At 69.0% G+C, this 22159-nt stretch carries 18 protein-coding genes; 6 read left to right on the plus strand and 12 right to left on the minus strand.

Annotation, left to right across the window (positions count from 1 at the left end):
* Nucleotide 1 precedes the first annotated feature (1 nt).
* Genes WA967_RS08275 through WA967_RS08285 form a run of 3 tightly spaced genes read right to left on the minus strand, consistent with a single transcriptional unit; the run spans nucleotide 2 to nucleotide 3851 of the window.
* Complete coding sequence (locus WA967_RS08275) at nucleotides 2–1324, minus strand: glycoside hydrolase family 27 protein (RefSeq protein WP_424421089.1); 1323 nt, start codon at nucleotides 1322–1324, stop codon at nucleotides 2–4.
* A gap of 42 nt (nucleotides 1325–1366) precedes the next feature.
* Nucleotides 1367–2377, minus strand: a complete 1011-nt coding sequence (locus tag WA967_RS08280; protein ID WP_424421091.1) for a LacI family DNA-binding transcriptional regulator — start codon at nucleotides 2375–2377, stop codon at nucleotides 1367–1369.
* A 28-nt stretch (nucleotides 2378–2405) separates the two neighbouring features.
* Entirely contained in the window at nucleotides 2406–3851 is a 1446-nt protein-coding gene (locus tag WA967_RS08285) for an alpha-N-arabinofuranosidase (RefSeq protein ID WP_424421093.1), read from the minus strand.
* 58 nt (nucleotides 3852–3909) lie between these two features.
* On the opposite strand from WA967_RS08285, the gene WA967_RS08290 reads away from it, so the two are divergent.
* Nucleotides 3910–6090 carry a beta-L-arabinofuranosidase domain-containing protein gene (locus WA967_RS08290; protein WP_424421096.1) on the plus strand — a complete coding sequence of 727 codons (2181 nt, stop codon included), beginning with the start codon at nucleotides 3910–3912 and terminating at the stop codon, nucleotides 6088–6090.
* A gap of 27 nt (nucleotides 6091–6117) precedes the next feature.
* On the opposite strand, the gene WA967_RS08295 is transcribed toward WA967_RS08290, so the two are convergent.
* From WA967_RS08295 to WA967_RS08330, 8 genes are all read right to left on the minus strand, one after another.
* Nucleotides 6118–7119 carry an arabinan endo-1,5-alpha-L-arabinosidase gene (locus tag WA967_RS08295; protein WP_424421098.1) on the minus strand — a complete coding sequence of 334 codons (1002 nt, stop codon included), beginning with the start codon at nucleotides 7117–7119 and terminating at the stop codon, nucleotides 6118–6120.
* On the minus strand, nucleotides 7116–8615 hold the full coding sequence (locus WA967_RS08300) for an alpha-N-arabinofuranosidase (RefSeq protein WP_424421101.1): 1500 nt from the start codon (nucleotides 8613–8615) through the stop codon (nucleotides 7116–7118). Before WA967_RS08300 ends, WA967_RS08295 begins: the two co-directional genes overlap by 4 nt.
* A 29-nt stretch (nucleotides 8616–8644) precedes the next feature.
* The gene (locus WA967_RS08305) at nucleotides 8645–9280 is read right to left on the minus strand and encodes a DUF624 domain-containing protein (protein WP_424421103.1); all 636 of its coding nucleotides are present in this window, start codon (nucleotides 9278–9280) and stop codon (nucleotides 8645–8647) included.
* The gene (locus tag WA967_RS08310; RefSeq protein WP_424421106.1) at nucleotides 9277–10542 is read right to left on the minus strand and encodes an arabinan endo-1,5-alpha-L-arabinosidase; all 1266 of its coding nucleotides are present in this window, start codon (nucleotides 10540–10542) and stop codon (nucleotides 9277–9279) included. The genes WA967_RS08305 and WA967_RS08310 overlap by 4 nt, the downstream gene beginning before the upstream one ends.
* A gap of 2 nt (nucleotides 10543–10544) precedes the next feature.
* The gene (locus WA967_RS08315) at nucleotides 10545–11483 is read right to left on the minus strand and encodes a carbohydrate ABC transporter permease (RefSeq protein WP_424421108.1); all 939 of its coding nucleotides are present in this window, start codon (nucleotides 11481–11483) and stop codon (nucleotides 10545–10547) included.
* Nucleotides 11484–11490: 7 nt separating this feature from the next.
* Nucleotides 11491–12399, minus strand: a complete 909-nt coding sequence (locus tag WA967_RS08320; protein ID WP_424421110.1) for a carbohydrate ABC transporter permease — start codon at nucleotides 12397–12399, stop codon at nucleotides 11491–11493.
* 86 nt (nucleotides 12400–12485) lie between these two features.
* Entirely contained in the window at nucleotides 12486–13799 is a 1314-nt protein-coding gene (locus WA967_RS08325; RefSeq protein WP_424421113.1) for an ABC transporter substrate-binding protein, read from the minus strand.
* A gap of 131 nt (nucleotides 13800–13930) precedes the next feature.
* Nucleotides 13931–14941, minus strand: coding sequence for a LacI family DNA-binding transcriptional regulator (locus tag WA967_RS08330; protein WP_424421116.1), 1011 nt, complete (start codon nucleotides 14939–14941; stop codon nucleotides 13931–13933).
* A 79-nt stretch (nucleotides 14942–15020) separates the two neighbouring features.
* Here WA967_RS08330 and WA967_RS08335 point away from each other — a divergent pair, with 79 nt between their 5' ends.
* Nucleotides 15021–15866, plus strand: a complete 846-nt coding sequence (locus WA967_RS08335) for an NAD-dependent epimerase/dehydratase family protein (RefSeq protein ID WP_424421119.1) — start codon at nucleotides 15021–15023, stop codon at nucleotides 15864–15866.
* A gap of 21 nt (nucleotides 15867–15887) precedes the next feature.
* Here the strand turns inward: WA967_RS08335 and WA967_RS08340 are convergent, their stop codons facing one another.
* A complete protein-coding gene (locus tag WA967_RS08340; protein ID WP_424421121.1) occupies nucleotides 15888–16910 on the minus strand; it encodes a LacI family DNA-binding transcriptional regulator in 1023 nt (340 codons plus the stop codon).
* A 148-nt stretch (nucleotides 16911–17058) separates the two neighbouring features.
* Here WA967_RS08340 and WA967_RS08345 point away from each other — a divergent pair, with 148 nt between their 5' ends.
* From WA967_RS08345 to WA967_RS08360, 4 genes are all read left to right on the plus strand, one after another.
* Nucleotides 17059–18357: an ABC transporter substrate-binding protein gene (locus tag WA967_RS08345; RefSeq protein WP_424421124.1), complete on the plus strand. Its 1299-nt coding sequence runs from the start codon at nucleotides 17059–17061 to the stop codon at nucleotides 18355–18357.
* A 77-nt stretch (nucleotides 18358–18434) separates the two neighbouring features.
* On the plus strand, nucleotides 18435–19355 hold the full coding sequence (locus tag WA967_RS08350) for a carbohydrate ABC transporter permease (RefSeq protein ID WP_424421126.1): 921 nt from the start codon (nucleotides 18435–18437) through the stop codon (nucleotides 19353–19355).
* Between the two features lie 12 nt (nucleotides 19356–19367).
* Nucleotides 19368–20261, plus strand: coding sequence for a carbohydrate ABC transporter permease (locus WA967_RS08355; RefSeq protein ID WP_424421128.1), 894 nt, complete (start codon nucleotides 19368–19370; stop codon nucleotides 20259–20261).
* Between the two features lie 3 nt (nucleotides 20262–20264).
* Nucleotides 20265–22112 carry a glycoside hydrolase family 127 protein gene (locus WA967_RS08360; protein WP_424421131.1) on the plus strand — a complete coding sequence of 616 codons (1848 nt, stop codon included), beginning with the start codon at nucleotides 20265–20267 and terminating at the stop codon, nucleotides 22110–22112.
* The last annotated feature ends 47 nt before the right edge of the window (nucleotides 22113–22159 follow it).

Raw genomic sequence — 22159 nt, forward strand, 5'->3', positions numbered from 1 at the left:
TTCAGGCCTCGGCGCCTGCGGCCCAGCGCAGCAGCGCCGCCCCGTGGGCGGGAAGGTCCAGACGAAGCGCTCGACTGCCGGGAGCCACACCGCGCGCGGCATCCGACTGCACCACGACCGACTCGAGCGCGACCGACTCACGCGACCACAGTTCGGTGACGGCGCCATCCGCGGGAAACGCCAGCGACCCCACGTCCACCACCAGCTCGCGCGGGTCGTCAGCGAGGTTGAAGACCGCGGCGTATCGAACCCCGCCGGGCCCTTCGGCGCCCCACAGCACGGTGTCCCCTTCGCGGAACAGCTCCCGGTTCCCCGTCGAGTCCGCATGCACGGCGAGCGCCTCGGCGTTCTGCAGCAGCGCGATGGTCGACGGATCGCTGCTGGGCAGATCACCGCCGACCATCAGCGGCGAGCGCGCGATGAACCACAGCGTCAGCATCGACATCCGCTCGGCAGGCGTCAGCCAGTCCTGGCGGGGCTCGCCGCGCTCAGCCCGGATGCCGATCCGACCCAGCGGCAGCATGTCGCCGTCGGGCCAGCCGTGCCCGGAGGCGAACGGGGCCCACCGGGCGAACCGGGCGAAGTTCGCCTCCACGTCCTCCCACCGGTCCCACAGGTCATCGCAGATGCGCCACATCGTGGCGTGCTCGCGCAGATGCTCCAGGTGCGCCAGCGACAGATCCCGCCCCGGCGACAGGCTCAGCTCCATCGCGCGCCCGCTGCGCTCGATGGCCAGCGCGTAGGCCTCGATATCGGCCGCCTGATACGGCCACAGCATGTCGTCCGCCTTGATGAAGTCGACGCCCCACTGCGCGTACAGCGCGAGCGTGCTGTCGTAGTACGTCTGCGCGGCAGGATGCCGATGGTCCAGCCCGACCATGTCGGGGTTCCACTCGCACGCGTTGGACGGATCGGCGATGTCGGCCGCCCTCGCATCCGTGCCGAGGACCACTGCGTCGGCGACCAGCGCCCGGCGCGGGATCCCGCGCATGGTGTGGATGCCGAACCGCAGGCCCAGTGCGTGGATCTCCGCGGCAAGCGGGGCGAAGCCGCGTCCGCCGGCAGAGCTCGGGAACCGCTCCGGATCGGGTATCAGGCGACCATGATCGTCCATGCACAGCGGAGCGCTGTCGTTGTACCCGTGGCTGCGGGCCGTCGGATCGGACCAGTCGATGTCCACGACGATCGTGTCCCAGCCGAACTCCCGCAGATGCTCCGACATGAATCGCGCGTTGGCGAGCACCTCGGCCTCGGTCACCGAGGTGCCGTAGCAGTCCCAGCTGTTCCAGCCCATCGGCGGGCGTGCGGAGATCGACGTGCGCATGGATGAGTGCTCCTTCGACTGTTCGGATCCGGTCGTGACGATTCAGCGCGCCGTGGACTCCCGCTCGACCAGACGCACCGGCCCGACGACCGTCCTGTAGTCGTCGTCGGCGCGGCTGCCCTCGATGCGGTCGATCAGCATCGTGACGGCGGCATCCGCCATGGCCGCATGGTCGGGGGCGATCGTCGTCAGCGAAGGTGTGAGGAAGGACGCCAGCGGGACGTCGTCGAAGCCGACGACCGCAACATCCTGGGGCATGCGCCGACCGGCATCCGCGAGCGCCCGCATCGCGCCGACCGCGATGAGATCTGTCGCGCAGAACACCCCGTCGACGTCGGGGAACTCCCCCAGCAGCTCCGTCATCGCCGAGCGGCCGCCCTCGAGCGTGTACGCCGTGGGACGCACCAGACGAGCATCCGGAGTGATGCCGCCGGAGACCAGCGCGCTCTCGAATCCGCGGACGCGCGATGTGGACACGTCCACCGCTCCGCTGTCGCTGTGATACCCGCCGAGCATCGCGATGGTCCGGCAGCCGCGGTCGACCAGGTGCGCGGCGGCGAGCGCAGCGCCCTCCTCGTTGGCCATGACGACGTGATCGAGGGGCCCGCTGAATCCTCTCTCGCCCAGGATCACCGTCGGGTAGTCGCCCCGCAGCAGCACGGCGTCGTCATCGTGCAGCTCGACAGCGCTGAGGATCAGGCCGTCGTAGTTTCGCAGTCGCGAGCGCGAGATGGCGTCCAGCTCCCGCTCGCGGCTGGCGGCGGTCTGCTCCACGACGAGCTCGAAGCCACGGGCGGCGGCGCGCTCGATGAGCAGGTTGGCCAGCAGCCCGAAGTAGGGACGATCGATCTCGGGCACAGCCAGGGCGATCACGCCGGTGCGCCCCTGTCGCAGGCTGCGTGCAGAGGTGTTGACGTGATAGCCGAGCTCGGTGATCGCGGCAGCCACCTTCTGGCGGGTGCTGTCGCGCACGTGCGGATGCTCGTTGATCACGTTCGACACGGTCATCACCGACACGCCCGCCAGCCTCGCCACATCCTGCATCGTCGTCATGTCGTCTCCTCGCCGCTGAACCTCGGGATCAGTCTGCGACAGTCAGGCGCACCGTGGCCACCGAGTGCGGCGGCAGGGTCGTCTTCACCGAGCGCCCCTGCACGGACACCGCGAGCTCGACCGGCACCACGGCCGACGGCACATCGAAGGTGTTGTGCGCCGTGGCGGATGCGCCGCCGAGCACCTCTGCGCGGAGCACTCCGGTGATGGTCGAGGGCAGTTCGAACGCCACCTCGAGTTCACGGTCCAGGGCGGTGCTGGTGATGCTCACCGTGTACGCGCCGTCCTTGAACGAGGCCGTCGCGTCCGCATCGGCGCCGAACGCGCCCACCGGCACGTCGACGTACTCGGCATCCTGATGATCCGTGTACAGGTCGAACACGTGGTAGGTCGGCGTGGTCAGCATCCGCTCGCCGTCGGTGAGGATCATGGCCTGCAGCACGTTCACCATCTGCGCGATGTTGGCCATCCGCACCCGGTCGGCGTGCCGGTGGAAGATGTTCAGCGTGATCGCCGCGACGGCGGCATCCCGCAGCGTGTTCTGCTGATACAGGAAACCGGGGTTCGTGCCCTGCTCCACGTCGTACCAGGTGCCCCACTCGTCCACGATCAGAGCGACGCGCCGGGACGGGTCGTACTTGTCCATGACGCGACCGTGTCGCGTGATCAGCTCGTCCATCCGACGCGCCTGGCGCAGCGTCTCATGCCACTCGAAGCCGGTGAAGTCGAGGGCGGCGCCCTTCTTCTCCCAGTCCGAGGTGGGCAGCGTATAGTAGTGCAGGCTGAGGCCGTCCATGTGCTCGGCGGCGCGCGCCATGAGCACCTCGGTCCACTCGTAGTCGTCGGAGTTCGCACCGCAGGCGATCTTCGAGATCGGATGCTCGCCGTACTTGCGCACGTAGGTCTGGAACTGCCGGTACTGGTTCGCGTAGTGCAGCGGGAGCATGTTGCCCCCGCAGCCCCAGCTCTCGTTCCCGACGCCGAAGAACTCCACCTTCCAGGGCTGCTCTCGGCCGTGCCGCTTGCGCAGCTCGGCCATCGGTGCCGTGGAGTCGAGTGTCATGTACTCGATCCAGTCCTGCATCTCGGCCACTGTGCCGCTGCCGACGTTCCCGTTGATGTACGCCTCGGCATCGAGCTGGTCCAGCAGCTCGAAGTACTCGTGCGTGCCGAACTCGTTCGATTCGACGACGCCGCCCCAGTGCGTGTTGACCATGGGCTGGCGCTCGGGCCCGACGCCCTTCAGCCAGTGGTACTCGTCGGCGAAGCATCCGCCGGGCCACCGGACCAGCGGCACTTTGATGCGCCGCAGCGCATCGATGACGTCGACCCGCAGCCCGTTGCGGTGGGGGATGGCGGAGTCGGCTCCCACCCAGACGCCCTCGTAGATGCAACGGCCGAGATGCTCGGCGAACTGGCCGTAGATGCGACGGTCGATGGTGGCGGCGCCTGCGGCGCGGGACAGAGTGATCATGCGCGTCCTCGATGGGGGGGGTGGATCGGTACCGGAATTGTAACGCTACAGTACTTGCATGGAGTTCCTGCCCCTGGACCGTGTCCGCCTGCTGGAGAGCCCGTTCGCACGCGCGGTGGAAACGGATCTGCAGTACGCCCTCGCCCTCGACCCCGACCGGCTTCTCTCTCCGTTCCGGCGGGAGGCGGGTCTGCCCGCCCGCGCGCCCGGCTACGGGAACTGGGAGGACTCCGGGCTGGACGGTCACATCGCAGGGCATCAGCTGTCCGCGCTCTCGTTCCTGTGGGCGGCGACGGGCGACGCCGAGGCACGGCGCAGACTCGATGCGATGATCGCCGACCTCGCGGAGTGCCAGCTCGCGAACGGCGGCGGCTACGTCGGCGGCATCCCGGGCGGGCAGGCACTGTTCGAGGCGCTGGCGACCGACGACGACGCCGCCGTCGCGAACCTGGGATCCAGTGAGCACTGGGTGCCCTGGTACAACCTGCACAAGACGTTCCAGGGCCTGATCGACGCGCACGCGGTGACCGGCGCCCAGGAGCCGCTGCGGATCGTGGCCGCGCTGGCCGACTGGTGGCTGCGCATCGCCGATCGGATCGACGATGCGACGTTCGAGCGGATGCTGGACACGGAGTTCGGCGGCATGAACGACGCCTTCGCACTGCTGGCGACACTGACTGGCCGTGCAGAATACGCCGCGCAGGCCGAGCGGTTCTCGCATCGCGCGGTGCTCGACCCGCTGCTGCGCGGGGAGGACGCGCTGACCGGGCTGCACGCGAACACCCAGATCCCCAAGGCCGTCGGCTACGCCAGCACGGCGCAGGCCACCGGCGACGACTCCTACCTGCGTGCGGCCGACACGTTCTGGCACCTGGTGGTCGAGCACCGCACCGTCGCGATCGGCGGCAACAGCGTGCGCGAGCACTTCCACGATGCGCGGGACTTCACCCCGATGATCGACGACCGCGAAGGGCCCGAGTTCTGCAACACGTACAACATGCTGAAGCTCACGCGGACCCTCGCCGAGCACGCGCTGCGCCCCGAGCTGCTCGACTACGCCGAGCGCGCGATCTTCAACCACGTGCTGGCCTCGCAGCATCCGCAGCACGGCGGCTTCGTCTACTTCACCTCGATGCGCCCGCGGCACTACCGGGTGTATTCGCAGGCGCAGCTGGGGTTCTGGTGCTGCGTGGGCACCGGGCTCGAGGCGCAGGCGCGCTCGGCCGCCGAGTGGGTCTTCGGCATCGAGGATGGCTCCCCGGCGGTGAATCTGTACCTGCCGGCGGAGACGGATGCCGCCCTGCCCGGAGTCCGCCTCCGAGTGCAGGCCGACCTGCCTCGCAGCGGCGACGTCGTCGTCAGCGTCGATCCGACGACCGCTCGAAGGTTCTCGCTGCGCCTGCGGGTGCCGGCCTGGGCCGGCGCCCTCATCGATCTGCAGGTCAACGGGCGGACCGTCCAGGCCTCCGACGCCGCAGGAGCCGTCGTGATCGAGCGCGACTGGCACCCCGGCGACCGGGTGACGTTCGGACTGCCGATCGAGGTGCGCGCAGAACGGCTGCCGGACGGCTCGCCGTGGCAGGCGTTCCTCGCGGGTCCCTCGGTGCTCGCCGCCCGCAGCGGCGAGGCGCATCTCGACGGGCTGCGCGCGGACGACAGCAGAATGGGCCACATCGCGCACGGCCCGCTGCTGCCCTTCGTCGACCTGCCGATCCTCTCCCCCGGCGAAGTGCCGGCGGGGCTGGAGCCGTTCGCGGACATCCACGACTCCCGGTACACGGTGTACTGGCCGACCGCGGACGGCGATGTCGCCACCCGTCGCGCGGAACTGCGCGACCTCGACGACGGTCTCGCGCTCGATGCCGCGACCGTCGATGCGGTGGCACTCGGCGAGCAGCAGCCGGAGTCCGACCACGCCTTCGCCGGTACGGGCTCGGAGGTGCTGACGATCGGCGATCGGCGGTGGCGCACGACCACGGAGCGCATGTCGGTGCGGATGCAGACGTCCGGTGCCCGCATCCTGCGGGTGCGGTACCTCACGCGATCGCAGTCGACGGCGGTCCTCGTGCATGTCGCTGACGTCCTCGTGGCCGAGGAGCGCTTCGCCGGCGGCGAAGGAGAGGTGCTCGACATCGACTACGAGCTCGGCGGCCAGGGCCCCACGACGGCGGAAGTGCGGTTCACCGCCGTCGCCGGGCTGCCCTCCCCTGCCGTCGGCACGCTGCGGATGCTGCGCTGAGAGCACCCGCTCAGCGCCCGCTCGGCTTCAGGGCTGCGCGGGCCACTCCGCCGTCGGCCAGCCGTCCTTCCAGACCAGCGGCAGGATGCCGAGGGTCGGCACGCCGTCTGCTGCTCCGTCGTACCAGTGGAAGGCCAGCATCCCGCCCGACACCGACTGGCCGCCGGGGCCGATGCGGTCGCCGTCGGTGGTCAGCAGGACCGTGCCGCCGTCCTCCCGCAGCTTCCCGCCGTCGGCATCCAGATACGGGCCTTCGACGGAGCGGGACCGGCCGACGATGATCTCATAGGTGCTGTCCGTGCCGCGGCAGCAGAAGCCCCGCGATGCGAGCAGGTAGAACCAGCCGTCGTGGCTGACGATGTAGGGCGCCTCGATGGCGTTCTCGACCAGACCGCGGTCGGCCAGGCGCAGCGGCTCGGCGTCGTCGGCGCGCAGCCCGCTGGGCCAGGTCAGCTTCACCATGCGGATGCCGGAGGAGAACGATCCGAACGCCATCCACGGTGTGCCGTCGGCGTCCTCGACGATGCCGGGGTCGATGGCGTTGAAGTCGGTGTCCGCGCTGCCGATCACCTCGCCGCGGTCCACCCATTCGAAGTCGGGATCGTCGGGATCCAGCGTGGTGCTGGTCGCCAGCGCGATCACTGAGCGGTTGCTGCCGAAGGTGGATGCCGCGTAGTAGAGGTACCAGGTGCCGTCGTGCTGGTACAGCTCGGGCGCCCACAGGTTGTCGACGCCGGGCACGGCATCCGCCAGCCACGCGGGCTTCTGCTTCCAGACCTCGCCGGCGTACTCCCAGTCCGCGCCGTCCTCGGAACGGCGGATCTGGATGTTCCCGTCGGCGATCTGCCCGTTGCCGGTGGAGTACACGAAGTCGCCGTGCTCGGTGTGCACGTAGGCGGGGTCGTGCACGAAGACGTCGCCGCTGAGCTGCGGTGCGGCGGGTGCCGACGGGGCGCACCCGGTCAGCGCGGCGGTCGTGGCCAGCACCGCGACGACCGCGCCGACCAGGCGCAGCAGATGGTGGCTCACGACAGCGCGACCGCCGACCACGACACCGGCGGCAGGGTGACGGTCAGCACGCCGTCGGCCAGTTCGACGCCCTCCAGCGTCTTCAGCCCGACGCGGTTCTGGTCGGCCAGCGTGTTCTTGGCGTACACGTCGTCGTCCCACAGCGTGACGGCCTCGTCGATACGGGTGGCGCCCAGCTCGGTCGTCCCGATGGTGACGGTGATGGACTCGGTGCGGCTGCGATTGACCAGGAACACCGCGGAGCCCGCACCGTCGGTGGTGACCACCGAGTCGACCAGCGGCGCATCGCCGTACTCAGCCGTGCTGTAGGTGCCGACCTCGATGCGCGGCTTGATGATCTCGCCCTTGGCCAGCCGCGAGGTCACCGAGAACGGGAAGAAGGTGGTCTGCCGCCAGGCGTCGCCGCCGGGCTCGGTCATGATCGGGGCGATCACGTTGACCAGCTGCGCGAGCGAGGCCGATGCCACGCGATCGTGGTTCTTCAGCAGGGTGATCAGCAGGTTGCCCAGCACCACGGCATCCGCCACCGAGTAGACGTCCTCCAGCTGGCGCGGCGCGTAGCGCCACTCGTCGTTGACCTCGTCGGACTCACGGTGCTCGTCGAGATACCAGATGTTCCACTCGTCGAAGGAGAGCTTGATCTTCTTGTCGCTCCCCCGCTTGTAGCCCACGTGGTCGGCGCTGGCGACGACGGTCTCGATGAAGTACTGCATGTTCAGCGAGGAGGCCAGATACGAGTCCAGGTCGCCGCCGCGCTCCTGGTAGTAGGCGTGGCAGGAGATGAAGTCCACGTGCTCGTAAGCGTGCTCGAGCACCGTGCGCTCCCAGTCGCCGAAGGTGGGCATCGACGACCCGGACGACCCGCACACGACGAGCTCCAGGTTGCGGTCGGCTGCCTTCATGGCCTGCGCGGTGCGGGCGGCGAGCTTGCCGTAGTCATCGGCGGTCATGTAGCCGGTCTGCCAGGGGCCGTCCATCTCGTTGCCCAGGCACCACATCCTGATGTCGTGCGGCTCGGGGGTGCCGTTGGCGATGCGCTGGTCGCTGAGCGCGGTGCCGGAGGGATGGTTGCAGTACTCCAGCAGGTCGAGGGCGGCCTGGATGCCGCGGGTGCCGAGGTTCACGGCCATCATCAGCTCGGAGCCGGTCAGCTTCAGCCAGCGCGAGAACTCGTCCACGCCCACCTGGTTGGTCTCCAGGGAGTGCCAGGCCAGATCGCGGCGCACCGGGCGGTTCTCGCGCGGTCCGACGGAGTCCTCCCAGCGGAAGCCCGAGACGAAGTTGCCGCCGGGGTAGCGGATGGTGCTCGAGCCGAGCTCGCGCACCAGGTCGACGACGTCCATCCGGAAGCCGTCCTCGTTCGCGGTGGGGTGGCCGGGCTCGTAGATGCCGTCGTAAACGCAGCGGCCGAGGTGCTCGACGAAGGAGCCGAAGATGCGCCGATCGATCGGGGCGACGACCGCCTCGCGGTCGATGGAGATGCGTGCCTGAGTCACGGTGTTCCTCTTTTTTCTGGGTGGGGTGGTCAACGGGTGAGCCGGCGGTCGATGAGACGCACGGCGACGGCCAGCGGGAGCGAGGCTCCCACCAGCGGAAGAAGGACGGGCAGGATGCCGGCGATGACGCCGAACGAGATCAGCACCAGCAGCACGCCGGCCGCGGTCAGCGGATAGGCCAGGGGCACCGTCACCGCGAAGCGCAGCACGGCGCGGGGGCCGTCGTCGTAGCGGACCAGCAGGGTGACCGCCACCAGCGCCGCCAGCAGCACCACGGCCGTGGCCACCAGAGTCAGGGCGCTCAGCGCCGCGGCCACCGGGCCCTGCAGGTGCGGGAGCACCACGGCATCCGCCGCCAGCAGTGTCCCCGCGACGAGGAACGGGATGCCGGTGAGGTTCGCCCGGCGGAACTCGGCCCGGTAGGTGCGCAGGAAGAGCCGTGACGTGCCGCCGGCGCTCTCGATGCCGTCGGCATCGCGCAGCAGCACGGATGCCGCGGCCGTGGCCGCCGGCATGATGCCCAGCACCACGAGCCCCGCCAGCACGCCGACGACGAACAGCAGGTTCACGAGCACCAGCGTCAGCACCGCGTTCAGCCACTGCATGACGCGTCCGGCCCAGCCCAGGGCGGGCTGCGCGTCGGCACGCACGATGCGGGTGTTCACGCCGTCACCGCCTTCGAGCCGCTCCAGACCACGCCATCCGGGTCGATGCCGCTGAACGCCAGCACCGTGCGCTGCGCGACCGGGTCCCGGGCGCCGAAGACCACGGCATCCAGGGGGCTGTCGTCGACGACGATCCGCTGCGCTGCCGGCGTCCCGTCCGAGAGCGCATCCGAGGCCACCGTGACTCGCTGCGCGTCCACGAGCGAGGCGACCTCGGGCGCGAAGCGCACGGCATCCCACTCCCCCGCGATCCGCTCGGCGGAGGCCAGCCGCTCGGTGTCCGCTCCCGCGTAGGGGTGCGGCGAGACCACCGGCCAGCCAGAGGGCGTCCAGTGCACGCGGCGCACCTGCGCCCGGTGCTGGGCCGGCGCATCCGCCAGGCGCACGTGGTGCACCATGAAGGTGTCGGAGCCCTCGGTGAACATCGAGTTGTGGCCGGGCGCGATCAGGCCGATGCCGCCGGGGAACCGCAGCCCGCCCAGCACCTTGGTGCCGGTGACCAGGGCGTCCTCGTCGGACGGCGATGTCATGGGTCGTCCCTGCTGGTCGACGTAGGGCCCGGTGATGGCGTCCGCGACGCCCACGCGCACACTGTAGGTGTCGGCCAGCGAGTCGTAGGAGACGAACAGGAAGTACCGCCCGTCGTGCTCGAGCACGTACGCGCCCTCGATGGCGCCGTCCACGCTGCGCGGGCGACGCGCGATCAGCACGCCGGGCTCATCGCGCACGCGCCTGCCGGTCTCGAGGGAGAGCGCCACGGCGTGGATGCCGCCGAAGAACGAGCCGTAGATCAGCCACGGTGCGCCGTCGCGGTCGAAGACCACCGCCGCGTCGATGGCGTTGACCTCGTCGCGATCGTGCCGCGTGGCGATCACGATGCCCCGGTCGGCCCAGGGGCCGGCGGGATCGGATGCCGTGGCCAGCCCGATCGCCGAGGTGCGGGAGCCGAACGTCGAGGCGGAGTAGTACATGTGCCAGCGCGGCTCGCCCGCGGCATCCGGCCATCGCACGACCTCGGGCGCCCACAGTCCGACGGCGCCCGACCATTCGGCGGCGGGTGCGGGCACGCCCGGCAGGGCGGTGCCGCGGAAGGTCCAGTCCACCAGGTCCGGCGAGGTGCGCACGTGCGCACCCGCCGGGACGTCGTCGACGCCGGCGGCGGCATCCGTGGAGAACATGTACCAGAGGCCGTCGTCGCCGCGGACGATCGTCGGATCGTGCGCGTTCCGGGCACCCCAAGCAGCGGTGTCGAGCTCGGTCATGATCAGCCCTTCGCACCCGTCAGGGCGACGGACTCGATGATCTGCTTCTGGAAGATGACGAACACCAGCAGCACCGGGATCAGCGCGATGAACGACGCCGCCATGATCAGCGGGTAGTCGCGCTGGGTCGCATAGGTCGAGTTGAAGGTGGCGATCACCACCTGCAGCGTCTGCTTCTCCGGGGTGTTCAGGTAGATGATCGGCGCGAGGTAGTCGTTCCACACCGCCATGAACCACAGGATGAACTGCGCGGCGATCGCGGGCCGGATCGCGGGGAAGATCAGCGTCGTGAAGATCCGCAGGTATCCGGCGCCGTCGAGCTTGGCCGCCTCGATGATCGAGTCCGGCACGGAGTCGAGGAACTGCTTCAGGAAGAAGACCATCACGATGTTGCCGAACAGCCCCGGCAGGATCAGCGGCCACAGCGTGTCCACCAGACCGGCATTCGCGAACATGATGAACTGCGGGATCATGATCGTCGGGAACGGGATCATGATCGCGCCGAGCAGCGAGAGGAAGATCGCGTTCTTGAACGGCAGGCGCATCTTCGCGAACGCGAAGGCGGCCAGCGCCGAGAACCCGGTGCCCACGACGGTCACGCTCACCGAGACGATGAGGCTGTTCATGATGCCGGCGGCGAGCGGGCCGGCCTCCCACACCCGCACGAAGTTGTCCCAGTGGATCGGGTCGGGGATCCACTGCAGCGGGTCGGTCAGGGCCGCCGTCTTGGACTTCAGCGCGGTGCTGAGGGTCCACACCAGCGGGGCGACCATGACGATCCCGCCGAGGGAGAGCACGATCGTCAGGATCACGTTGGTCAGCCGGCGACCGCGCCCGCGCGCGCCCTGACGTTCTCCTCCGCCGATCGAGTCGGGCAGGCGTCGTCGGTCCGCCGCGGACGGGACGACGGTGGCAACGGTGTCAAGTGCGTCGATGGTCATGGCTGCCTCACTCGATCGAGAACTGGGAGCGGCGGTTGATCTGGAACTGGATCGCCGTGACGACGAAGACCACGAGTCCGAGCACGACCGACATCGCCGTCGCATAGCCCATCTGCGAGTAGTTGAACGCCTTCTGCCAGATGTACCAGACGATGGATGCCGTGGAGAACTCGGGTCCTCCGGTCGGGGTCATGATGTTGATCTCGATGAAGATCTGGGATCCGCCGATGATGCTCGTGATGACCAGGAAGAAGGTCACCGGCTTCAGCATCGGGATCGTGATGTAGCGGAACTGGCGGAACGCGCCGGCGCCGTCGATGGCGGCGGCCTCATACAGGTGACGGGGCACGGACTGCAGTGCCGCCAGGTACAGCAGCATCGAGAAGCCGAGACCCTTCCAGATCGCCATGATGACGATGGCGGGCTTGGCCCAGAGCGGGTCCTGCAGCCAGTTCGGCCCATCGATGCCGACCAGCGCGAGCAGGTGGTTGATCAGCCCGACGTCGCCGTTGTACGCCAGCTGCCACAGGATGGCGACTGCGGCGAGCGAGGAGATGACCGGCACGTAGTAGACCGTGCGGAAGAAGGTGGTGCCGCGCATCCTGCGGTTCAGCGCCAGCGCGAGCAGGAGCGAGAGGATCAGTCCGATCGGAATGCCGATCATCATGAAGATCGTGTTCCCCATCGACTGCCAGAAGTACGGGTCGGCGATGATGTCGATGTAGTTCTGGATGCCGTTGGGCCGTGGCTGGGTGAGGCCGTTCCATTTCGTGAACGACACGTACACGGCGAAGAGCATCGGGAACGCGATGAACACGAGGAAGCCGATGACCGGCACGGCGATGAATGCGAGCGCGGTCAGGTGCTCTCGGCGATGCAGCGTGGAACGACGCGCGGTGAGCGGCAGTGCTGCCACGGTCCACCTCCAGGGGTGAGATGCGGGTCCGGACGAGCCGAAGGAGGGAGCGGGGGCGTCCGTCGCGGACGCCCCCGCGGGCAGGATCAGCCCAGCTTGGCGTCCTGGATGGCCTTGTCGAGGAGCTTCTGCATCGCAGGCTGCTCCTTCTTGACGTAGTCGGCGGCGGTGACCTTGCCGTCGAGCACCGGCTGGATGCCCTTCCAGAACTCGTCGTACCACTCGCCGCTGTAGGTGTTGTTGGCGGGCAGCGCACGGCCGGAGTCCTTGACGATGTCCAGGAACTCCTGCTTGTTGGCCGGCGGCAGGTCGGAGCTGGTCACCCAGGCGTCGGCCATGCTCTTGAGGTTCGGGATCTGCACGCCCACATCCACGAGCGACTGCTGCGCGGTCTTGTCGGTGCTGAGGTACAGCGCGAGCTTCGTCGCCAGGTCGGGGTTCTTCGTGCTGGCGCTCACGGCGATGCCGAGCGTGCCGATCCAGGTGGCGGTCTTGCCGGTGCTGCCGACCGGGTAGGGGATCAGATCCCAGTCGAATCCGAGCTTCTCGTAGGTGGGCACGTCCCACGGCCCGACCGGGAAGAAGCCGATCTCGCCCTTCATCCAGCGCTGATAGGTGTCCAGGCTCGCAGCCTCGGTCGCGGACGGGCTGACCGACCTCAGGTCGGCGAAGTTCTGCAGCGCCTCGGTGAACTCAGGAGTGTCGACGGTGACCTTGGTCTGGTCGTCGTTCAGCCAGGATCCGCCGTTCGACCACACCCACGACTGCAGGTTCCAGGTGACGTTCAGTCCGGTGCCCCAGTGGTCGAGCTCGCCGTCGCCGTCGGTGTCCTGCGTGAGCTTCTGGGCGACATCGGCGAACTCGGCCCAGGTGTAGGGCTTGTCCTTGTCGGGGAGTGGGATGCCGGCCTTCTCGAACATCGTCTTGTTGTAGCCGAACGAGAACGGGCCGAGGTCCTTCGGCACGGCGTAGATCTCGCCCTTGCCCTGCACGTTGCCGTCGTAGCGGTAGCTGTCGATGCCGTAGTCCCAGATGTCGTCGAAGTTCGGCGCGCTCTCGACCTGCTCGGTGATGTCGGTGATGACGCCCGACTTGGCGTAGGCCTGCACGTCACCGGGTCCGATGTAGAACACATCCGGCACCTTGTGCCCGGTGATGGCGGCCTTGAGCTTGGTGTTGTAGTCGTCTGCGGTGGTCATGATGATCTTGACCTTCGCGTCGTTGTCCTTCTCGAACTGCTTGATCGCAGCGGTGTAGGCCGCCTGCTCCGCGTCGTTGCCGCGGAACATGAACGTGAGCTCGTTGCTGCCGCCGCCGGAGGCATTCGCGCCCGCGCAGCCGGTGATTGCGGTGCCGGCGAGTGCGATCACGCCCACGACGGCCAGGATCCGGAACTTCATTGTGCTGGGTTCCTCTCGGAGTGATTTACAACGTTGTAGTCCAACGTTGTAAATGCATTATGACCCGAGCGGAGACGAGCTGTCAACGCCTTTTTCAGGACGGCCGGTCAGCCCGGTCGTGCCGACTCGACTCAGGCCGCGGGCGCGGACTCGCGCTCGAGGATGCGGAAGTCCGCCAGCAGCGTGCGCGGCGCGGCATCCGCCTGACCCGCGATGCGCTGCAGCAGCGTCGAGACGGCGGTCTTCGCGATCCAGTCCCGGCCCGGGTCGATCGTGGTCAGCGAGGGGATCGAGTACTGGGCCTCGTCGAGGCCGTCGAAGCCGATCACCGCGACATCGTCGGGAACCCTCCGGCCGGCCTCCTGCAGCACGCGCATGGCACCCAGTGCAAGTGTGTCGTTCAAGCCGAACACCGCGTCGAACTGCGCGCCGCGCGCCAGCATCTCCCGCATGGAGTCGGCGCCGTTGGCGCGATGCCACAGGGTCGTGTAACCGACGATGTCCTCGTCGTACGGGATGCCGGCGGCCTCCAGCGCCTCACGATACCCCTGCAGGCGCAGGGCCGCAGAGCCGAGCACCTCGCCCTCATGCGCGCCGACGACGGCGATGCGGCGGCGACCCAGCGCCAGCAGGTGCTCGGTGGCCGCGCGAGCGGCGTCGATGTTTCGCATGGTGACGTGATCGGCGGGGCCGTCGAAGATGCGCTCGCCCAGCAGCACCAGCGGGAACGACACGTCCAGCGCCGCGGCATCCTCCTGCCCCATGCCCAGTGGGCTGAAGATCAGACCGTCGGTGAGCTTGAGGCGGGGGCTGCGCAGCAGCTCCAGCTCGCGGTCGCGATCGGCGCCGGTCTGCTCGACCAGCACCACGACGCCGGCCGCCTCGGCCTCGCGAATGACCTGCGCGGCCAGCTCGCCGAAGTACGCCAAGCTCAGGTCGGGCAGGGCCAGTGCGATGGCGCCGGTACGCCCCGAGCGCAGGTTGCGAGCAGTGAGGTTGGGCGTGTAGCCCAGCTCGGCGATGGCCTGCTCGACCCGTTCGCGCGTGGCGGGGCGGATGTGCGGATAGTCGTTGATGACGTTCGAGACCGTCTTGATAGAGACGTTCGCGAGCCTCGCGACGTCGTGCAGCGTCACCGCCATGCCGTGCTCCCCCGTCTGCCGCTCACGTCAGTCACCCTATAACGTTGCAGAGCAGGCACCCGACGGAAGGACCTCCCCCATGCGCATCGCTCTCACCGGATCATCCGGCAAGCTCGGCACGGTCGTCGCCCGCGAGTTGCGGGCGCACGGCTGGGACGTGATCGGGATGGATGTCGTGGGCACCCGCGGCCCCGACTTCGTGCAGGTCGACCTCACCGACTACGGCCAGGTCGTGGATGCGCTCACCGCGGTCGGCGACACGCACGACGGGATCGACGCGGTCGTGCACCTCGGAGCGATCCCGGCACCCGGCATCCGCTCGGATGTCGCGACCTTCCACAACAACATGCCGGCGACGTTCAACGTGTTCTGGGCCGCCGTGCGGCTCGGCATCCGCCGGATCGTCTACGCGTCCAGCGAGACGGTCCTCGGCCTGCCGTTCGACGTGCCACCGCCCTACATCCCCGTCGACGAGGAGTACCCGGCCCGCCCGGAGTCGGTGTACTCGCTGGTGAAGACGCTCGAGGAGCAGCTGGCGCGCGAGCTGGTGCGCTGGCATCCGGATCTGTCGATCACGGCGCTGCGGTTCTCGAATGTCATGGTGCCGGAGGACTACGCGGAGTTCCCATCATTCGACGCCGACGCGATGCTACGCAAGTGGAACCTGTGGGGGTACATCGACGCACGAGACGGCGCCCAGGCCGTGGAGCGCGCCCTGCAGGTGGCGAAGCCCGGATTCGACCGTTTCATCATCGCGGCGGCCGACACGGTCATGAGCCGCCCCGACGACGAGCTGATCGCGGAGGTCTTCCCCGGCGTTCCGGTGACTCGCGAGGTCGGGCCGAACGAGACGCTGCTCTCGATCGACCACGCCCGCGAGGTGCTGGGCTTCGACCCGCAGCACTCCTGGCGCGACCACGTGTGAGACGACGGTCGCGCACCGCGTTCAGCGGTGCGCGATCGTGGAGCCGCGGATCGCCAGGCGCACGGGCAGGTACCGCACTCCCGAGCCGATGTCGGTGCCGTCGATGGCCTCGAACACCTTCTTCGCGGCCAGACGGCCGAGCTGCTGGAGGTTCGCGTCGATGCTGGTGAGCTCCGGCCGGGAGTTCTCGGCCAGCACCTCCCAGTTGTCGTAGCCGATCACGGCCAGGTCGTCCGGCACGGCGCGGCCGAGGTCTCGCGCGGAGTCCAGGGCGCCGCGGGCGATCTGATCGGAGCCGCAGAAGATCGCGTCGATCTCCGGATGCTGCTGCAGCAGCAGGGCGGTGGCATCCCGGCCCCAGTGCTCGGTCCATTCCGAGAACATCGGATCGCCGATGAGCTCGAGGCCGGCATCCGCCAGAGCCTGCCGCGCCCCGGTGAGCCGGTCCTGCGCGGCGGCGTAGGACGGGTCGCCGTTGACGTGCGCGATGCGGGTGCGCCCGCAGGAGAGCAGATGCTCGACCGCCAGCCTCCCGCCGGCGACGTTGTCCGGCGTGAGCGACAGGTCGCGCGGATCGTCCGAGGGCGCGTAGGCGTAGACCACCGGCACGGGGATGCTCTGCCCCAGTGAGCTGCGGGGATCGGTCTGCCTGCCCACGACGATGATGCCGTCGACGCGCCGGCTGAGCAACTCCCGCAGGTGGTGCTGCTCACGGATCGCATCTCCGCGCGCATCGCACAGGAAGACGTTGATGCGCCCCGCGCCGAAGGCGTCTTCCGCTCCCATCAGGATCGGCAGCATGAACCGGCCCTCGAGGTCGCTGGTGAGCAGTCCGACGGTTCCGGTGCGCCCGGCCAGCAGGCCCCTGGCCATGGCGTTCGGCGTGAAGGACAGCTCCTCGGCGACCGCCAGCACCCGAGCCCGCGTCTTCGCGGCCACATCGCCCCGATCGTTGAGCGCCTTCGACGCCGTGGCGATGGACACCCCAGCTCGTGCTGCGACCTCGCTGAGCGTCACGGCCTTCGTTGCGGTGATGTCTGTCATCCTGCTCCCCCTGAAAGGTTATCGCCTGACCTCTTGACGTGCGGCACGAACTCACGCTATACCTTTTCGAAAGGCTTTTCGTAATTTTCGAACCGCGCGAGAAGCCACCCGAGAAGTCCCCCTCTCGAAGAAGAGCCAAGGAGTCCCCATGCACAACACCCGACATCGCGCCGCGCTCCGCGTGGCCACCGCAGTCATCGCCGCCGGCACGCTGGTCGCCGGCCTCGCAGCCTGCGCACCGGCCGGCAACGGCACCCCCTCGGCCGGTCCCATCACCGCCAACGGCACGGACGACGGTGCAGAACTCACGCTCTGGACGCGCGCACCGCTGGAGAAGCAGGCGAAACTGCTCGTCGAGGCCTACAACAGCTCGCACAAGAACCAGGTGCAGCTGACCATCGTGCCCAACGACGACTACGTCGCCAAGGTCGGCGCGGCAGCCGGCTCGGGCGGACTGCCCGACCTGTTCGCCGCCGACATCGTCTACGTGCCCAATTGGGTGAAGCAGGGCCTGTTCACCGACATCACCAGACAGGTCGACGGCCTGGACTACAAGGACCAGATCAACCAGGGCCACCTGAGCGCAGGCACCCTCGACGGCAAGGAGCACGTGCTGCCGTTCGTGCTGGACCTGTCGATGCTGATGTGGAACAAGGAGCTGTTCACCGAGGCGGGACTGGACCCCGACAAGGCGCCCAGCACCCTGGCGGAGTTCGCCGACGCGGCCAAGAAGGTGCAGGCGCTGAACAAGCCCGACACCTACGGCACCGCCACCGGCCTGAACTGCGGCGGATGCCTGGTCTTCACCTGGTTCCCGTCGATCTGGGCATCCGGTGAGCAGGTGCTCAGCAAGGACGGCTCCAGCGCGCTGCTCGACGGCAAAGCCGCGACGGCCGTCTACGACACCTGGAAGGACCTCGAGTCCTCCGGCGCCGTGCTGCCCAGCTCCACCGACGAGACCGGCGCCACGTGGACCGCAGCCTTCAGCGAGGGCAAGGTCGGCGTGATGCCGTTCCCCGCCACGCTGATGTCCTCTCTCGACTTCGAGGCCGGCGTGGCCGGCATCCCCGGCGTCTCCGGCGGCGCCTCGACGTTCGTCGGCGGCGACGGCATCGGCATCTCGAAGGACTCCAAGAAGGCCGCACAGGCCTGGAACTTCCTCAGCTGGATGATGTCGGAGGACGCCCAGGTGGGCGTGCTCGCCAAGGACGACGACGCGGTCTCACGCGCCGACCTGGCCGACAACGAGTACGCGGCGAAGGATCCGCGCATGGTCACGATCAACAAGGTGGCCTCCGACGGCCAGACCCCGGTGGCGCTGAACTTCCAGCAGGCCTTCAACGCACCGGGCAGCCCGTGGCTGTCGCTCGTGCGCAACGCGGTGCTCAAGGGCGCCGACTCGGTGAAGGCCGACAACTCCGAGATCACGGCCGTCCTGGGCCAGTGACCTCAGCCCGGGGGCGGGCGACCGGGCCCGCCCCCGGCATCCGCTTCCGTCCCCGGCATCCGCTCGAAGGGAATCCGATGACCTCCACCGCAACCGCCCGACAGGTGGTGCCGCGAACCGTGCGCCGTCCGCGGCGCCGCCGCGGCGAGTCCCTGCGGGGCTGGCTGTACGCGTCGCCGACCGCGATCTTCGTCGCGTGCCTGTTCGTGATCCCCCTGCTTCTCGTGCTGCAGATGTCGGCGTCCGACTGGCCGCTGCTCGGCGGCAACCGCGGGATCAATCTCCCGAAGAACTTCTCGGATGCCGTCATGCACCGGCTGTTCTGGGACTCGGTGCGCTTCACCCTGATCTACACGGGGATCACCACCGTCATCCTCATCGCCCTCGGGCTGGGCCTGGCGCTGCTGGTGCAGGAGTCCACCCGGTGGAAGGGCTTCCTGCGCACGGCGTTCCTCATCCCCAGCGCGCTGGGCCTGGCATCCGCATCACTGCTGTTCTACGTGCTGTACTCCCCCATCGCCGGGCCCTTCGCCGATCTGATGAAGTCGTGGGGCATCACGTTCCTCGGCACGCCCACCGGCGCACTGTGGTCGACGATCTTCCTCATCGTCTGGCGCTATGCGGGGTTCTACATGCTGCTGATGCTGGTGGGCCTGCAGGGCATCCCCGACGACGTGTACGAGGCGGCCCGCATCGACGGCGCCGGCCGCTGGCAGACCTTCCGCGACATCACGGTGCCGCTGCTGCGGCCGACGTTCGCGCTCACCACCATCATGTGCGTGACCGGGTCGCTGCTGGCGTTCGAGCAGTTCTACATCCTCACCAAGGGCGGGCCCGACAACTCGACCATGACCGTCGTGCAGCTGATCTACAACGTCGCGTTCCAGGGGCAGAACAGCCTCGGCATCGCCGGCGCGCTGTCGGTGATCGTGCTGCTGGCCCTCGTCGTGATCAACATCTTCCAGCTGCGCGCGTTCCGACGCGGCGACGAGAACTGAGCGGAGTCCGATATGACCCTCACCGATGACCGCACGGACTCCACCGGCGCCATCGTCGCCCCCGGCGCCGTGCGCGCCCCCCACCGTCGAATGCCGCTGGCCTTCGGCATCCCCTATCGGGTCTTCACCGGCGCCCTGGCGCTGATCTTCCTGTACCCGCTGATCTGGACGGCGGTCTCCAGCGTGAGCCCGCACGCCGGCACCAGCCAGACCGACGGCTGGGGCTTCGGCAACTACGCCGCGCTCGGCGACTACCAGGCCGGCATCTGGGTGTACCTGTGGAACTCGACCGTAGTGTCGGTGCTCACGGTGGCCCTCACCCTGTTCATCTCCCTGCTGGGCGGCTACGCGTTCGCACGGTTCTCGTTCCCCGGCAAGAACGCGCTGTTCCTGCTGACGCTGGCGATCCTCATGGTGCCGTACGCCACGCTGCTGATCCCGCTGTACGTGATCCTGAACGCGGTGGGCCTGCAGAACTCCCTGGTGGGCGTCTCGCTGGTGATCACGATGTTCCAGCTGCCGTTCTCGATGTTCATGATGCGCATCTCGTTCGAGTCGATCCCCCGCGAGCTCGACGAGGCGGCTCTGGTGGACGGATGCTCCAGCTGGGGCGCGCTGTGGCGGGTGCTGCTGCCGGCCGTCAAGCCGGGGCTGGTCACCGTGGGGCTGTTCGCCTTCCTCACCGCGTGGAACGACTTCATGGCGCCGCTGATCCTCATCAACGACACCAACCGGATGACGCTGCCGCTGGCCGTCGCGAACCTCCGAGGCCAGGTGCAGGGCGTGGTCGACTACGGCGCCACCGAGGCCGGTGTCGTCGTGCTGGCGCTGCCGTGCATCCTGCTGTTCCTTCTTCTGCAGAGACACTACGTGCGCGGATTCATGTCCGGCGCCTTCAAGGGGTGAGTGATGACCGAGATCATGACGCCGGTGATTCCGGCACGCGGCCGACTGCGCCCGCTGGGGCTCTCCGAGGTGGTGCTGACCGACGGCTTCTGGGCCGAGCGGCAGCGCGTCAACGGCACCGCCACGCTTGCGCACGCCGAGGCCAAGCAGGAGACCGAGGGGTGGCTGGCGAACTTCGATCTGGCCGCGGCCGGAACGCTGCCGGAGGGCCGGCGCGGCAGGGAGTTCTCCGACTCCGAGGCCTACAAGCTGCTGGAGGGCATGGCGTGGGAGATCGCCCGCACCGACGACCCCGCGCTCGAGGCCCGGTTCCGCGCGATCGTGCGCCGGGTGGCCGCCGCGCAGGAGGCCGACGGCTACCTGAATACCATGTTCGGCAGGCCCGGGCAGCGCCCGCGCTGGTCGGATCTGCAGTGGGGACACGAGTTGTACTGCCTGGGCCACCTGTTCCAGGCGGCGGTCGCGCGCATCCGCACCAGGCCGGATGCCGACGACGGGCTGCGCGAGGTGGCGCTGCGCGCCGCCGACCTCGTGTGCCGCGAGTTCGGCCCCGACGGGCGGGACGCCATCTGCGGGCACGCCGAGGTGGAGGTCGGGCTGGCAGAGCTCGGCCGGGCCACCGGGCGCCGCGAGTACATCGACCAGGCGGCGCTGTTCATCGAGCGGCACGGCCGCGGGTCGCTCGGAGACATCGAGTACGGCCGGGAGTACTTCCAGGACGATGTGGCCGTGCGCGATGCCGAGGTGCTGCGCGGGCATGCGGTGCGCGCGAACTACCTGTCTGCCGCCGCCGTCGACGTGGCCGTCGAGAATCAGGATGCCGAGCTGATGAACGCCCTGCGCGCGCAGTGGGCGCGCACCGCAGAGCGCCGCACCTACATCACGGGCGGGCAGGGCTCGCATCACCAGGACGAGGCGTTCGGCGAGGACTGGGAGCTGCCGCCGGACCGGGCCTACTCCGAGACCTGCGCGGGGATCGGGTCGATCATGTTCTCGTGGCGGCTGCTGCTGGCCGACGGCGATGAACGCTATGCCGACCTCATCGAGCGCACCCTGTTCAACGTGGTCGCCACCTCGCCCGCCCCCGACGGCCGCGCCTTCTTCTACGCGAACACCCTGCACAAGCGCACCCCCACCACCGAGGTGGATTCCGAGGCCACCTCACCGCGGGCCTCGTCGGCCATGCGGGCGCCGTGGTTCGAGGTGTCCTGCTGCCCGAACAACCTCGCGCGCACCTTCGCCAGCCTGGCGGCGTACGTCGCGACCGCGGATGACGAGGGGGTGCAGGTGCACCAGTTCGCGCCCTGCACGGTGCGCACGACGCTGACCGACGGCACGCGCGTCGCGTTCGACGTGCAGACGACGTACCCGTCGCAGGGCACGGTGCAGGTGACGATCGCCGACGACGGCGAGTGGACGCTGAGCCTGCGCGTGCCCGCCTGGGCCGTCGGCGCCGACGCACGGTTCATCCGCGACGGCTCGGCAGAGGCCCTGGATGCCGCCCCCGGCGCGCTGCGCGTGCACCGGGCGTTCCGCGCCGGCGACGTCGTCGAGCTGGAGCTGCCCGTGACGCCGCGGATCACCGTGGCCGACCCTCATGTGGACGCGGTCCGCGGCTGCGTGGCGATCGAACGCGGCCCCGAGGTGATGGCACTGGAGTCGCCCGACTTCGGAACCGACGTCGGAGAGGCCGTCGCGGATGCGGCATCCGCTCCGTTCGAGCGCGACGGCGCCGTATGGGCGCGCATCGCCCGTCGCGGCGGCGAGGCGCACGACGTGCGGCTGATCCCGTACCACTCCTGGGCGCAGCGCGGCCCCTCGACCATGCGGGTCTGGCTGCCGACGAGCTGACGGCTCCCGCGCGCGCCGGTTGATATCGTGGCGAGGGCGAGGGGAGA

This window comes from Microbacterium sp. (assembly GCF_049650565.1).
In the GTDB taxonomy this organism is placed as follows: domain Bacteria; phylum Actinomycetota; class Actinomycetes; order Actinomycetales; family Microbacteriaceae; genus Microbacterium.